This is a genomic window from Streptomyces sp. NPDC001848 (genome assembly GCF_042891915.1).
In the GTDB taxonomy this organism is placed as follows: Bacteria; Actinomycetota; Actinomycetes; order Streptomycetales; family Streptomycetaceae; genus Streptomyces.
In genome coordinates, this window is record NZ_JBIATP010000007.1 from 186,936 (window position 1) to 200,897 (window position 13,962).

General features: G+C 70.8%; 14 protein-coding genes and 1 pseudogene. 9 read left to right on the forward strand and 6 right to left on the reverse strand.

What is annotated here, in order from left to right:
• Together ACFYZJ_RS16300 and ACFYZJ_RS16305 are read left to right on the forward strand one after the other, a co-directional pair.
• A pseudogene (locus tag ACFYZJ_RS16300) lies at positions 1-543 on the forward strand (DEAD/DEAH box helicase); the annotation flags it as partial.
• A gap of 96 nt (positions 544-639) precedes the next feature.
• Positions 640-1,527, forward strand: a complete 888-nt coding sequence (locus tag ACFYZJ_RS16305) for an alpha/beta fold hydrolase (protein ID WP_388568014.1) — start codon at positions 640-642, stop codon at positions 1,525-1,527.
• Here ACFYZJ_RS16305 and ACFYZJ_RS16310 read toward each other — a convergent pair.
• Positions 1,524-2,420, reverse strand: a complete 897-nt coding sequence (locus tag ACFYZJ_RS16310; protein WP_388568017.1) for an NYN domain-containing protein — start codon at positions 2,418-2,420, stop codon at positions 1,524-1,526. The genes ACFYZJ_RS16305 and ACFYZJ_RS16310 overlap by 4 nt on opposite strands.
• Positions 2,421-2,668: 248 nt before the next feature.
• Between ACFYZJ_RS16310 and ACFYZJ_RS16315 the strand changes: the two genes are divergently transcribed.
• Positions 2,669-2,821 (forward strand): hypothetical protein, encoded by a 153-nt coding sequence (locus ACFYZJ_RS16315; RefSeq protein WP_388568020.1) that lies wholly within the window; start codon positions 2,669-2,671, stop codon positions 2,819-2,821.
• A gap of 126 nt (positions 2,822-2,947) precedes the next feature.
• On the opposite strand, the gene ACFYZJ_RS16320 is transcribed toward ACFYZJ_RS16315, so the two are convergent.
• The 3 genes from ACFYZJ_RS16320 to ACFYZJ_RS16330 all read right to left on the reverse strand — a co-directional run bounded on the left by ACFYZJ_RS16320 (position 2,948) and on the right by ACFYZJ_RS16330 (position 5,417).
• Entirely contained in the window at positions 2,948-3,553 is a 606-nt protein-coding gene (locus ACFYZJ_RS16320; RefSeq protein ID WP_388568023.1) for a MarC family protein, read from the reverse strand.
• Positions 3,554-3,705: 152 nt separating this feature from the next.
• The gene (locus ACFYZJ_RS16325) at positions 3,706-4,572 is read right to left on the reverse strand and encodes a PHP domain-containing protein (RefSeq protein WP_388568026.1); all 867 of its coding nucleotides are present in this window, start codon (positions 4,570-4,572) and stop codon (positions 3,706-3,708) included.
• 203 nt (positions 4,573-4,775) lie between these two features.
• Entirely contained in the window at positions 4,776-5,417 is a 642-nt protein-coding gene (locus ACFYZJ_RS16330) for a DUF6758 family protein (RefSeq protein WP_388568029.1), read from the reverse strand.
• Positions 5,418-5,611: 194 nt separating this feature from the next.
• Between ACFYZJ_RS16330 and ACFYZJ_RS16335 the strand changes: the two genes are divergently transcribed.
• Entirely contained in the window at positions 5,612-6,877 is a 1,266-nt protein-coding gene (locus ACFYZJ_RS16335) for an MFS transporter (protein ID WP_388568032.1), read from the forward strand.
• Positions 6,878-6,919: 42 nt separating this feature from the next.
• Here the strand turns inward: ACFYZJ_RS16335 and ACFYZJ_RS16340 are convergent, their stop codons facing one another.
• Positions 6,920-7,504, reverse strand: coding sequence for a suppressor of fused domain protein (locus ACFYZJ_RS16340; protein ID WP_388568035.1), 585 nt, complete (start codon positions 7,502-7,504; stop codon positions 6,920-6,922).
• A 545-nt stretch (positions 7,505-8,049) separates the two neighbouring features.
• Between ACFYZJ_RS16340 and ACFYZJ_RS16345 the strand changes: the two genes are divergently transcribed.
• Together ACFYZJ_RS16345 and ACFYZJ_RS16350 are read left to right on the forward strand one after the other, a co-directional pair.
• Positions 8,050-9,165: a magnesium and cobalt transport protein CorA gene (locus ACFYZJ_RS16345; RefSeq protein WP_388568038.1), complete on the forward strand. Its 1,116-nt coding sequence runs from the start codon at positions 8,050-8,052 to the stop codon at positions 9,163-9,165.
• 34 nt (positions 9,166-9,199) lie between these two features.
• Positions 9,200-9,721, forward strand: coding sequence for a hypothetical protein (locus ACFYZJ_RS16350; RefSeq protein WP_388568041.1), 522 nt, complete (start codon positions 9,200-9,202; stop codon positions 9,719-9,721).
• A 222-nt stretch (positions 9,722-9,943) separates the two neighbouring features.
• Here the strand turns inward: ACFYZJ_RS16350 and ACFYZJ_RS16355 are convergent, their stop codons facing one another.
• Complete coding sequence (locus ACFYZJ_RS16355) at positions 9,944-10,699, reverse strand: hypothetical protein (protein ID WP_388568044.1); 756 nt, start codon at positions 10,697-10,699, stop codon at positions 9,944-9,946.
• 173 nt (positions 10,700-10,872) lie between these two features.
• Here ACFYZJ_RS16355 and ACFYZJ_RS16360 point away from each other — a divergent pair, with 173 nt between their 5' ends.
• The 3 genes from ACFYZJ_RS16360 to ACFYZJ_RS16370 are packed head-to-tail and all read left to right on the forward strand — an operon-like array spanning position 10,873 to position 13,897.
• On the forward strand, positions 10,873-12,153 hold the full coding sequence (locus ACFYZJ_RS16360) for a magnesium transporter MgtE N-terminal domain-containing protein (RefSeq protein ID WP_388568047.1): 1,281 nt from the start codon (positions 10,873-10,875) through the stop codon (positions 12,151-12,153).
• Positions 12,143-12,721: a DUF1003 domain-containing protein gene (locus ACFYZJ_RS16365; protein ID WP_388568050.1), complete on the forward strand. Its 579-nt coding sequence runs from the start codon at positions 12,143-12,145 to the stop codon at positions 12,719-12,721. Before ACFYZJ_RS16360 ends, ACFYZJ_RS16365 begins: the two co-directional genes overlap by 11 nt.
• Positions 12,722-12,763: 42 nt before the next feature.
• Positions 12,764-13,897 carry an Mrp/NBP35 family ATP-binding protein gene (locus tag ACFYZJ_RS16370; RefSeq protein ID WP_388568053.1) on the forward strand — a complete coding sequence of 378 codons (1,134 nt, stop codon included), beginning with the start codon at positions 12,764-12,766 and terminating at the stop codon, positions 13,895-13,897.
• Positions 13,898-13,962: the final 65 nt, after the last annotated feature.

Here is a 13,962-nt window from a genome sequence, read left to right on the forward strand (position 1 = left end):
TCGGCACCGGTCGCCGACACCGCCGCCGAGGCCACGCAGGCCGTGGACACCGCGGAAGCCGCGGAGGCCAAGCCGCGCCGCCGCACCCGCAAGACCGCCGAAACCGACGTCGAGACAGTCGAGGGCGTAGCGGCGCAGGTCGAGGCTCCGGCCAAGCCGCGGCGGGCCCGCAAGACGGCGGAGGCCGCTCCCGCGGAGGACACCGAGGCCAAGCCGCGGCGGGCCCGCAAGACCGCCGAGGCGGTTGTCGACACCGTCGAAGCCGTCGACGCCAAGCCCCGCCGACGGACCCGCAAGACCGCCGAGGCCGCCCCCGCCGTGGACGGCGTGGAGGTCGCCGAGGTCGCGCCCCGGCGCCGTACCCGCAAGGCCGCCGAGGCCGCGATTCCCGCGCAGGCCGCCGACGAGCCCGAGGCCAAGCCCCGGCGCCGTACGCGGAAGGCCGTCGCGACGGAGGCGGAGATTCCGGCGCAGGCGGACGACGCCGCCGAGGCCAAGCCGCGACGCCGTACGCGCAAGGCCACGGAGCCCGCTGAGGGCTGAGGCCAGCGGAAGGCCACGCACTCCGCATCGATGGCCCGCTCCTGTCACCCACAGGGGCGGGCCATCGGTGTTCTCCAGCCCGGTACCCTCACCCCCATGAGTCGTCCCCCCAGCTTCACCCCGCCCCCCGGCGTCCGTGCCCACCGGCTCGCCACGGAGCGGGGGGAGTTCGCCGTGCTCGAGGCCGACGCGATGACGGCGCGGTTGAAGGGGACCGCTCTGCTGCTGCCCGGTTTCACCGGCAGCAAGGAGGACTTCCTGCTCCTGCAGCCGCTGCTCGCGGCGGCCGGATACCGTACCGTCGCCGTCGACGGGCGCGGACAGTACGAGTCCCCCGGGCCGAAGGACGACCAGGCACCGTACGCGCAGGCCGAGCTGGCGCGCGACGTGATCGCGCAGGCTCAGGCCGTCGGAGCGCCGGTGCATCTGCTCGGGCACTCCCTCGGTGGCCAGATCGCCCGGGCCGCCGTCCTCCTCGACGCCTCCCCGTTCCTCTCGCTCACCCTGATGGCCTCCGGCCCGGCCCAGATCTCCCTCCCCCAGCAGCAGCGCGTCAAGCTGCTGCACGACGCGCTCGCCGTCCTTGACCTGGCGGGGGTGTGGGACGCCATCCAGGCGTTCGAGCCGCCGGAGGACACGGATGCCGGGGACCTCGACGAGGGGCTCTCCGACGGGGAGGACCTGCGCCGCCGCTGGCTGAGCAACAGTCCCGCCCAGCTCCTCGCAACGGGGCGGCAGTTGTGCGAGGAACCGGACCGCGTGGCCGAACTCGCCGCCGTCGGGCTGCCCGTGCACGTGCTGTCCGGCGACCGTGACGACACCTGGCCCGTCCCGCTGCTGGACGACATGGCGGACCGGCTCGGCGCCCACCGCACCGTCGTCCCGCACGCGGAGCACTCCCCCAACACCGACCGGCCGGATGGGACGGCGCGCGCTCTCGCCGCCTTCTGGGACCGGCTCCGCCAAGAACCCCCGGGCGATTAGTACTGCGCCTGCAGGTGCTCCCAGAAGCCGTCCCTGAGGGCGCGGCGCAGGTCCGCCTGGCCGCGCAGCGAGTACTGCAGCAGGCCCTCCGCCTCGACCAGCAGGTCCTGGTCGATGGAGCCGGGCAGGTACGGGTGGCCGGGCAGCAGGTCCGCCAGTGAGTCCCGGCCGCGCTCCACGAGCCATTTGGCGGCCACCTGCGCGCCCACGAACCGGACGTCGTCACGGGTGGGGCGGGCCGTGGAGGAGGGCTCGTAGGTCGCGGCCGTGCGGCGGCTCACATACGGCTTGAAGAAGTCCAGTTCGAGGGTGCGCTGACTGTCGACCTCCCACAGCAGCGGTTCCGCCTGGTTGCGGCCCTCGGGCGCCTCGATGCCCCACAGGTGCACCCGGGCCCCATACCCCTGCGCCGCCTCGACCGCCGACACCAGGTCCTCGTCGCCGCCGATGAGCGCCGCGTCGCTGATGGCGCGGTGCCGGGCCAGTGACTCGAGGTCCGTGCGGATGAGGGAGTCGACGCCCTTCTGTTGGTTGTTGGCGTTGAGGTTGCCGAGCCGGACCTTCACGTCCGGGAGTTCGGCGATGGACTGCTGTTCCGCGGTGTGGATGCGGCGTCTCGCACCGTCGTACCAGTACACGCGCAGCAACCGGCTGTCCGCGAAGACCGTGCGCGCCTTGTCGATGAGGGCGTCGATCAGTCCCTCCGCGTCGAGGTCGAAGGCCCGGCGGTCCTCGGTGCCGGCGACGAGCCGTCCGGCGGCGGCGTACAGGTAGCCGGCGTCGACGAAGATCGCATGAGTCGAGGGTGTCTTCGCCACCTCGGCGAGCATGCGCTGGAGCAGCTCGTTCGTTCGGTCGATGCGGGCGCCGAGCGCCGCCAGGTCGTCGTTCATATGCCTCCATTCTCCCGGCGGTCACGCTGCGAACACAACCGATCCCCGTCAGTGCACCATGAGCACAAACTGCTCGTCGACTCGACTGATTACCGCTCAGTAATTAGAGACTCGAAAAATTTCCTTAGCGTAGGGAATGTTTGTAACAAGCACCCCGTTGACTACTCACAGGAGGGGGCAACAGACGCTCCGCGCTCCACTCACCAGTAGTTCTCCGCAGGAGGATGACCAGACGAAGGGAGAAGCCCATGCGCTTCGAAATCATGCGACTCGACGATGTCGACGGTACCCCCGTGGACACCACCGTCGTGGACGCCGCCTCCGTCAACCAGATCGTTCAGCAGGCCGCGGCCATCGGGCAGCGGCTGTGGATCCGCCCGGCCGAAACGTCCGCCTCGTAGACGGCGTCAACGATACATAGGCGTAGCGACGATACATACGCGTCCTACGGCGTGGACGGCTTCGGAGCCCCGTACGGCATGGTGCCGTACGGGGCTCCGCGCACACCGGTGCCGGGCCCGCCGCCGTCAGGTTCCGTGGATGACGCGGGTGACACCGTTGATGATCTGCTGCACGGCGATCGCGGAGAGCATCATGCCCGCGAGCCGGGTCACCAGGACCACCCCGCCGTCCTTGATGACGCGGATGATCAGCAGCGAGTAGCGCATGACCAGCCAGAGCACCACATGTATCGCGAGGATCGCCGTCCACACGGACACCTGGGTGCTCACGCTGTCCGCCTTCTGCACCGCGAGGATCACCGAGACGATCGCCCCCGGTCCGGCCAGCAGCGGCATGCCGAGCGGCACCAGGGCCACGTTGACGTCCTTGGTCTGCTTCGGCTCGTCCGTCTTGCCGGTGAGCAGGTCGAGGGCGATCAGCAGAAGCAGCAGCCCGCCGGCGATCATCAGCGCGGGCACGGAGACGTGCAGGTAGTTCAGGATCTGGTGGCCGAGCACACCGAACACGGCGATGACGCCGCCGGCCACACAGACGGCCTGGAAGGCCATGCGCTTCTGCACCTTGGCGGGGCGGCCGGCGGTGAGAGCGAGGAAGATCGGGGTGATCCCAGGGGGATCCATGATCACGAACAGGGTCAGGAAGAGGGAACCGAAGACGGCGACGTCGAACATGGGTGCCTTGCGATGAGGTACGGACGGGCATGCGGCGGCGGGCGTTCCGCGACCGCCGGGTGCCGTCGGCGCGCGATCGGGCGCGCGACGGCTCGACACGGCGGCGGGAGCCGGGTGCCTTGAAAAGGGGAAAGAGGGGAGCTACGGCAGGATCACGCGTTGCGGGGTCCGCCGGTGCCCGGGACCGGGAACGCGCCGGTGGCTCGCCGGATGATCTCGCCGTACACCTCCGGGTCGGTGGTGTACTCGCCGAGGACGCACGTCTTGCGGCTGCCGTGATAGTCGGAGGAGCCGGTGACCAGCAGTCCCAGATCGGCGGCGAGGCCGCGCAGCCGGGCCCGGGTCGCCGGGTCGTGGTCCATGTGGTCGACCTCGATGCCGTCGAGCCCGGCGGCGGCCAGCTCGGCGATGGCGGACTCCGGCACGGTACGCCCGCGCTTGGAGGCGGCCGGGTGCGCGAAGACGGTCACTCCGCCCGCGGCCTTGACCAGCCGGATCGCCTCGAACGGGTCGGTCTCGTGCTTCTCCACGTACGCGCGCCCGCCATCCGCCAGCCACTCGGGCGTGAACGCCTCCGAGACGCTGCTGACAACGCCGAGTTCCACCAGGGCGGAGGCGATGTGCGGGCGCCCCACCGAGCCGTCGCCCGCGATGCGGGCCACCTGCTCCCAGGTGATCGGTACGCCCAGCTCCCCGAGCTTCGCGATCATGGCGTGGGCGCGCGGCACCCGGTCGTCCCGCACCAGCTCGCGCTCGGCGAGCAGATCAGGCTCCTCGGGGTCGAAGAGGTAGGCCAGCATGTGCATGCTGATGCCGTCGTACCGGCAGGAGAGTTCGGCGCCGGTGACGAGCGTCAGCCCCTCGGGCAGCGCCTCGATCGCCTCCGCGTGGCCGCGTGTGGTGTCGTGGTCGGTGAGCGCGACGACGTCCAGTCCGGTGGCAGCGGCGCGCAGCACCAGCTCCGCCGGGGTGTCCGTACCGTCGGAGGCGGTGGAGTGGGTGTGCAGGTCTATGCGCACGACACGTACTCCAGGCGGTGACGGGACGGAAGGGGACGCTCAAGGATAACGGCAGTCCCTGGACCCCTGTCACACCCGCACGACGCCGGCGCCCCCTACGGCACCCCATCCCCGACGCGGGCGCCCCGTAGGGCACCCCTTCCCCCGGCGTCGGCACTTCCTACGGCGCCCCGTCCCCGACGCCGGCTCCTGTCAGGCTCGCGTCACGGCTCCAGCAGGCGCGGCGACAGCGCCCCGATCGGCAGCAGATCGACCTCCGCCCCCGCGTCCCGCAGATCCGTCAGGACCAACTCGTCATACATCAGCAGACCCGACTGTTCCGGCCAGACGACCGCCCACAGCCACAGGCCGCGCGCCTCGCCCGCGAAGACCGCGCGGTCGCCGGGGGCGCCCGAGACATGCCACAGCGGCGTGGGGCGGCCGACGGCGAGCACCTTGGCCTGGGGCGGCTTCTCGACGTTCAGGTACGGACCCGGGTCCGGCCCGTCGATGCCCGCGTACCGGGCTCCGAGCCCCACCCCCAGTTCCTCCGCGACCAGGATCAGCTCACCCATGCCGCCGAGCGGCCCCGGACCCGAGCAGGCCACGGCGGTGGCACGACCCCCGCTGCGGTCGTCTCCCGCGTAGGCCACACCCGTGAACAGCCAGCCGACCGGCAGCGGCCACGGCATCCACACCGGCACCCGGGCGCGGTGCACCACGACGCTGAGGGCCTCGACGCTGGGCGGGATCACGGGCTGCAGCGGATGCACGGTGCCGTGCACATCACACTGCCAGGAGTCGGCAAAGAGTCCGGGAGCCCTGACCCGACCACCGCACTTCGGGCAACTGGGTTCGCCCCTCATAGGCCCCCACGGTCCTCCCCGTCCCGCGCCGCGTCAAGGACGATCACCCGTCCGGCGTGTGCTCCTCACGGCCGCTTCACCTGCGCGAACTAGATGTCCCTTGCACTAATTAGCACCGCTAACTTAATATGTGCATAAGCCAACCACCCCGGCCAGCCACCCCAGCCATCCATCGACGGACTCGTGAGGAGAACATGAAGAGCACCACAGGAGGAGAACCCGCCACAGCAGTCGAGGCGGACCCGTTCGACGCGGGAGCCGGCGGCATCCTGCGGCAGCCGAAGGCCGTGTGGGCGACCGCCGGCGCGTCCGTCGTCGCGTTCATGGGCATCGGACTGGTCGACCCGATCCTGCCGTCCATCGCCAGGGGCCTTCAGGCGACACCCAGCCAGGTCTCCCTGCTGTTCACCTCGTACTTCCTGATCACCGCCGTCGCGATGCTGGTCACCGGCTTCGTCTCCAGCCGCATCGGCGGCCGGAAGACCCTGCTGCTCGGCCTCGCCTTCGTCGTGGTCTTCGCAGGCCTCGCGGGCACCTCGGGCTCGGTCGCCCAGCTCGTCGGCTTCCGGGCCGGCTGGGGCCTCGGCAACGCGCTCTTCGTCTCCACGGCCCTCGCCGTGATCGTCGGCGCGGCGGCCGGGGGCAGCGCCGCGGCCATCCTGCTGTACGAGTCCGCGCTCGGCCTCGGCATGGCCTGCGGCCCGCTGCTGGGCGCGCTGCTCGGGAACGTCAGCTGGCGCTACCCCTTCTTCGGCACGGCCACGCTGATGGCGATCGGCTTCCTGTGCATCACCACGTTCCTGAAGGAGCAGCCGAAGCCCGCGCGGAAGACCTCGCTGCTGGACCCGATCAAGGCGCTCGGTCACGGGGGTCTCGCCTCGGCGGCGGTCTCGGCGTTCTTCTACAACTACACGTTCTTCACCGTGCTGGCCTTCACGCCCTTCGTGCTGAACATGACCCCGTACAAGTCGGGTGCGGTGTTCTTCGTCTGGGGTGTGCTGCTCGCCGTCTTCTCGGTGATCGTGGCGCCGCGCATGCAGGAGCGGTTCGGCTCGCTGAAGGTGCTCGGCGGTTCGCTGGTGCTGCTCGCGGCCGACGTGGCCGTGCTCGGCTACGGCGACCACACCACCGCGATCGTCTGCACGATCCTGTCCGGCGCGTTCATCGGCGTGAACAACACCGTCTACACCGAGCTGGCTCTCGGCGTCTCGGACGCGCCGCGCCCGGTGGCGAGCGCGGGGTACAACTTCGTGCGCTGGTTCGCGGCGGCCGCCGCGCCCTACCTGGCGCCGAAGATCGAGGAGTGGAGCGACATCCACATGCCGTTCGTGGCGGGGGCGCTCACGGCGCTCCTCGGGGCGGTCGTGGTCGTCGTACGGCGCAAGGCGCTCACGCACGAGGCGGAGATGCTCGAGACGCGGCACGCGACCGAGGACGGTGTCACCGTCTTTGCCAAGTGAGCTTTCGCGGACGGGCGTTGGTGAGCTTGCTCACGTGCGGCCTCAGTCCAGCGGGACGGACCTGCGGGAGGGATCCCTCAGGTCCGTTCCGTTCGTCAGCCAGCGTTCCTGAAGTGCCTGTGCACCGTGCACCCGCTTCCAGGCGGCCTCGTTCGCGGTCATCGGCAGCAGCGGCAGGAACCGTACGGGATCCAGCGGCTCGTCGAGTTCCAGGTCCTCGACCAGGCCACCGGGCTCGGCCACCAGGACGGAGGTGAACGGGGCGCCGGGCCACAGTGGTTCACCCACGTCCAGCGAGGCGCCGGGGGCCACGACCACACCCTCGACCTGCGGGGACGCGGCCAGCACGGCGAGCGGGCGGAGCACCTTGTCGGTCTCGGCGAGGCCGCCGCGCACGGAGAGGACCAGCTCCGCGCGGGGCCCCTTGACGGGGTCGGCGAGCATGGCGGCGGGGTCCGTCATGGGCTGCGCGGACATACCGAGGGTGGCGTAGCGGACGATGTCGCCCTCATGGAAGCGGAGCACCTCGATGCGGTCCGTGCCCAGGAAGGTGACCGCGGCGCGCGCGTCCGGTTCGCCCAGCGCGCTGCGCAACCGGGCCTCGACCAGAGGAAGAACATCAACCATGCGGCGAGCATAGAACTCGTCAGCACCGGGCAAAGCGGCGCCTTGACACTTCTGTCGGCTGATATTCTTGACCGGTGGTTCCGGGCAGCACTCAGTAGGGGTACCTCCCAGGCTCTCAAGGCACGGAGGAAGCCTTTCCAGGCCCGGCACCCATGAGACTCCCCCTCAGGGGGCACCCTCTTGTTCAGGGGTATGGATCGTCCCTCACCAGGGACCGGCCGGAGGAGGTGGGGCTGTCATGGATCGAAGTCGACCGTGCAGTACCACCCGCTCTTCCGGCCGCTGACGCAGCTGTTCTGACTCCCGTCGGCTGTCACCTCTCGCATCTCGCGTTCGCGTCACCACGGAAGAGCACTTCGTTTCGCTTTGCCTGATCTGTCTGATCTCAGTCAGTAGCTGAATCAGCAGCGAAGCCCGCCACCGTGACGGTGCGGTGCTCCCCGCTTTGTGGACGTGCCAAACCTCCGCAGCCAGGACGTCCCCATTCCGGGTAGTTCCACCCGTTTTCCGTGGCCTTTCGCTGCTCGTCGCGAAGGAGCCCTGCCATGTCGATGATCCGTGACCTGCGCGCCGTGGTCCGCCCGTCCCGCACCACCCCGCGGAAGGACAACGGCGCGTACGACACCACGCGTGACCCCGCGACGCCGTCCGTCGTCGTCGACTGCGCCGTCTACCGCGACGGCGTCCGCGTCCAGACGCAAGCGCCGCTGTCCCCGCGCGAGGCGATGCGGCTGGTGCGGCGCGACGGAGGGTTCGCGTGGATCGGGCTGCACGAGCCGACCGAGGCCGAATTCGCCGGTATCGCCCGCGAGTTCGGGCTGCACCCGCTGGCCGTCGAGGACGCGGTACAGGCGCACCAGCGCCCCAAGCTGGAGCGGTACGACGACTCCCTCTTCACCGTCTTCAAGACCATCCACTACGTCGACCACGACCGGCTCACCGCCAACAGCGAGGTCGTCGAGAGCGGTGAGGTCATGTGCTTCACCGGCCGGGACTTCTTCATCACCGTCCGGCACGGCGGCAAGGGCTCGCTCAGGACGCTGCGGCACCGGCTGCAGGACGAGCCCGAACTGCTCGCCAAGGGCCCCTCTGCCGTGCTGCACGCGATCGCCGACCACGTCGTCGACGGGTACATCGCGGTGGCGGACGCGGTGCAGGACGACATCGACGAGGTGGAGACCGAGGTGTTCTCGCCGGGCCGCAAGGGCACGCCGCGCGGCACGGACGCCGGCCGGATCTACCAACTCAAGCGCGAGGTCCTGGAGTTCAAGCGGGCGGTGGCGCCGCTGCTGCGACCGATGCAGCTGCTGAGCGAGCGGCCGATGCGGCTGATCGACCCGGACATCCAGAAGTACTTCCGCGACGTCGCCGACCACCTGGCCCGCGTCAACGAGCAGGTGGTGGGCTTCGACGAACTGCTGAACTCGATCCTCCAGGCCAACCTGGCGCAGGCGTCCGTCGCGCAGAACGAGGACATGCGGAAGATCACCGCATGGGCGGCGATCATCGCCGTGCCGACGATGGTGTGCGGGGTCTACGGCATGAACTTCACGTACATGCCCGAGCTGCACTGGAAGTACGGCTACCCGGCGATCATGGGCATCACGGTGGCCATCTGTGCGGGCATCCACCGCATGCTGAAGCGGAACGGCTGGCTGTGAGGGCCCCTGCCAGGTCCTGTCCTAGGCTGGGCGCATGACAAGCGAGCTGCTGGAAAGGGCGCTGGTCGAGGAGGCCACCAAGAAGTCCGGGCTCATCTGGGTCCAGGGCGCGACGCCGTCCGCCGGCACGACCACGCGTGCGCTGTGGCACGTGTGGTACGAGGGGGCGGCCTGCGTGGTGGGCGACGGACCCGGCGAGCAGCCGCTGCCCGGCCTGGTCGACGGCGGGGACGCGGTCGTGACGGTGCGGAGCAAGGACAAGGGCGGCCGGATCGTCACCTGGCCCGCGCGGGTGGTGGAGTTGTCGCCGGGGTCGCCCGAGTGGGAGGGCGCGGTCGCGGAGCTGAAGGGCAAGCGGCTCAACGCACCCGACGGGGAGGAGATGCCGGAGCGGTGGCGCCGGGAGTGCCGGGTGCTCCGCCTGGAGCCGCGGGGGGCGACGGTGCCGCTGCCGTCCGACTCCCAGGCGGCGCGTCCGGTGCCGACCCCGGCCACGACGCGGCACCCGATTCCGGCGGCGCTGCCGCGGCTGCTGCGGCGCAAGCGCGACGGCTGACCGCCGGTACGGGTTCCCGGCATGGGGGCCGGCCGGGTGGAGGCTGCGCACCCCGGCGCTACGGGATGCTTCCCCGAAGCTCTTCGAGCGGGGGTACCCCCAGCGCCCACCCGTGCCGTCCTGGGGTCCCCCCAGGCCGTTAGGGCTCTGGGGAGGCACGACTGCCCGCAGCCAGGACGGCTGCCCGCGGCGGTAGCAGTCGGCTGCCCTCAGCCGCGCCGGCTACGACGACGGCAGCTGCTTCCCGTAGTCCACCGTCTGATCCTTCGGTGGCTCCACCAAGGAGAAGTCCTTGTCCCACTCCGACAAGCGGAGCGTCCCCGCGTTGCCGGCCCGGGCCAGGCGCAGCGGATACGGGCTCCCCTCCAGGGAGACGTCCAGGCTGCCGCCGGCGCCCTTGTCGCCGGTGATGCGGATCGTGCGGACGCCGTCCTGCTCGTGGTGCCCGTCCGTCCCCAGCGTGCCGTGCAGCGTGAGGAGTCCGTCCAACAGGACGTCCTTGTCGGTGAAGCCGCTGAAGCGCTGGTAGGCCGGGTCGCCCGACGGCACCTTCACGTACTTCCCGTCCAGCTTGCCCGCCGCTGCCGCCGAGCCGCCGCCGTCCCCCGAACCGGCCTGCTGGTTCCAGAACGCCGCGTCGGCCTTCAGGAAGAGGTGCTTGCCCACCCGCAGCAGCCGGAACGTTCCGTTCTTCGAGGTGACCGACCCGCTGCCCCCGTCCCCCTTCAGCCGCATGTCCAGGGTGTAGGTGCCGCCGTCGCTGACGACGGTGCCGGACAGATGGACCGACGACGCCGACTTGGCCGCCGTACGCGTCCGGCTCTGGATCTTGTCGGCGGGCAGCTTTCCGACCCCGTTGGTCCCGGCGTCCGGGTCGCTACTGCCGCACCCCGCGAGTCCCGCCCCCGTGACGACCAGCGCGCACATCCCGCGCACCAGCGCGGCCCTGCGGTTACGGCCCTGGGGAATGGCAGTCACAGGCGGGGCTACCTCTCATACGGGAGTCCTCATCGGCGTACCGCAGAGTACCGGTGCCCGGGAGGCCTTCCGGAGCCGGTCCGTCCGCACCCCCGCCAGGGCACGGCGCACCGGGACGGGCTAGCCTGAAGCCCACGCGAGCGGACAAAACGGCAGGAAAAGGAGGCGCGGGCATGGCCGCGAGCGCCCCTCGGATCTTCGTCTCACACCTGGCCGGAGTCGCCGTCTTCGACCCCACCGGCGACCAGGTGGGGCGCGTGCGCGATCTGGTCGTCATGTTGCGGGTGGGGCGACGACCCCCACGGCTGCTGGGCCTGGTCGTCGAACTCACCACCCGCCGCCGTATCTTCCTGCCCATGACCCGGGTGACCGGCATCGAGTCCGGCCAGGTCATCACCACCGGCGTCCTCAACGTGCGCCGCTTCGAGCAGCGGCCCACCGAGCGGCTCGTCTTCGGGGAGCTGCTCGACCGGCACGTCACCCTTGTCGAGACCGGCGAGGAGGTCACCGTCCTCGACCTGTCCGTGCAACAGTTGCCGGCCCGCCGCGACTGGGAGATCGACCGGGTCTTCGTACGCAAGGGGAGGGGCGGTGCCTTCCGGCGCAGCAAGGGTGAGACGCTGACGGTGGAGTGGTCGGCGGTCACCGGGTTCTCCCTGGAGGAGCACGGGCAGGGCGCCGAGAGCCTGCTGGCCACCTTCGAACAGCTGCGGGCCGCCGACCTCGCCAACGTCCTGCACCACCTGTCGCCCAAGCGTCGCGCGGAGGTCGCCGCCGCCCTCGACGACGACCGGCTCGCCGATGTGCTCGAAGAGCTTCCCGAGGACGACCAGATCGAGATCCTCGGCAAGCTGAAGGAGGAGCGCGCCGCGGACGTCCTGGAGGCGATGGACCCGGACGACGCCGCCGACCTGCTCGCCGAGCTGCCGGAGGAGGAGAAGGAGCGGTTGCTGAGCCTGATGCAGCCCGCCGACGCGGCCGACATGCGCCGTCTGATGGCGTACGAGGAGAAGACCGCGGGCGGCCTGATGACCACCGAGCCGATCGTGCTGCGGCCCGACGCCACCGTCGCCGACGCGCTCGCCCGGGTCCGCAACCCCGACCTGTCCCCCGCGCTCGCCGCGCAGGTGTACGTCTGCCGTCCGCCGGACGAGACGCCCACCGGCAAGTACCTGGGGACCGTGCACTTCCAGCGCCTGCTGCGGGACCCGCCGTACACGCTGGTCAGCTCGCTCGTCGACGACGACCTGCAGCCGCTCGCCCCCGACGCGCCGCTGCCCGTGGTGGCCGGTTTCTTCGCGACCTACGACATGGTCGCGGCGCCCGTCGTCGACGAGGCCGGCTCGCTGCTCGGCGCGGTGACCGTGGACGACGTGCTGGACCACATGCTCCCCGACGACTGGCGGGAGACGGAGTTCCACCTGGACGAGGAGGGGGTCAGTGATGACGCCTGACCGCGAGAAGCTCCCCTCCGGCGCGACCGCCGCCACCCGGCGCCTCAGGCTCGACCAGCCCCAGCCACGCCGGCGCGTCCGCCTGCTGCCCGAGTGGGACCCGGAGGCGTTCGGACGCCTGTCGGAGCGCATCGCCCGCTTCCTGGGCACGGGGCGGTTCATCGTCTGGATGACGGGCGTCATCATCGTGTGGCTGGGCTGGAACATCACCGCCCCGGCCCATCTGCGCTGGGACCCGTACCCGTTCATCTTCCTGACGCTGGTCCTGTCGCTGCAGGCCTCCTACGCCGCCCCGCTGATCCTGCTCGCGCAGAACCGCCAGGACGACCGCGACCGGGTGAACCTGGAGCAGGACCGCAAGCAGAACGAGCGGTCGATCGCGGACACCGAGTACCTGACCCGCGAGATCGCCGCGCTGCGCACGGGCCTCGGCGAGGTCGCCACCCGGGACTGGATACGCTCCGAACTCCAGGACCTCATGAAAGAGCTGGAGGACCGGCGACGCTCCGACGGGCGTGTCGTGTTCCCGGCGGAACGGGCGCACGGACGTGACGTAGACGACCGCTGACAGGCTTACCCCGGCCACCGGGGCGGGCCGTACCATCTCCTTATGGCTACGGAAGACGCGGTGCGCGAAGCGCTGGCGACGGTGAACGACCCCGAGATCCATCGACCCATCACCGAGCTGGGGATGGTCAAATCGGTGGAGATCGGCGCGGACGGAGCGGTCGCGGTCACCGTGTACCTGACGGTCTCCGGCTGCCCGATGCGCGACACGATCACCCAGCGCGTCACCGAGGCCGTCTCGCGCGTCGAGGGCGTCACCCGCGTCGACGTCACGCTCGACGTGATGAGCGACGAGCAGCGCCGCGAGCTGGCGACCGCGCTGCGCGGCGGCCAGGCCGAGCGCGAGGTCCCCTTCGCCAAGCCGGGCTCGCTCACCCGGGTGTACGCGGTGGCGTCCGGCAAGGGCGGTGTGGGCAAGTCCTCGGTGACGGTGAACCTGGCGGCGGCGATGGCCGCCGACGGGCTGAAGGTCGGTGTCGTGGACGCCGACATCTACGGCCACAGCGTGCCGCGCATGCTGGGCGCGGACGGCCGCCCCACCCAGGTCGAGAACATGATCATGCCGCCGTCCGCGAACGGCGTGAAGGTCATCTCGATCGGCATGTTCACCCCGGGCAACGCCCCGGTCGTCTGGCGCGGCCCCATGCTGCACCGTGCGCTCCAGCAGTTCCTCGCGGACGTGTACTGGGGCGACCTGGACGTGCTGCTGCTCGACCTGCCGCCCGGCACCGGCGACATCGCCATCTCCGTGGCCCAGCTGATCCCGAACGCCGAGATCCTGGTCGTGACGACCCCGCAGCAGGCGGCCGCGGAGGTGGCCGAGCGGGCGGGATCGATCGCCGTACAGACCCATCAGAAGATCGTGGGCGTGGTCGAGAACATGTCCGGCCTGCCCTGCCCGCACTGCGGCGAGATGGTCGACGTCTTCGGCACGGGCGGCGGCCAGCTGGTCGCCGACGGCCTCACCCGCACCACGGGCACGACGGTCCCGGTCCTCGGCAACATCCCCATCGACGTCCGCCTGCGTGAGGGCGGCGACGAGGGCAAGCCGGTGGTCCTCACGGACCCGGACTCCCCGGCGGGCTCGGCCCTGCGCGCGATCGCGGGCAAGCTCGGGGGACGGCAGCGGGGGCTGGCGGGGATGTCGCTGGGGATCACGCCGAAGAACAAGTTCTAGGCCAGTTCTAGGTCAGTTCTAGGCCACTTCTAGGCCCGGTACGACCCGGGTCCGTACGACGAGGG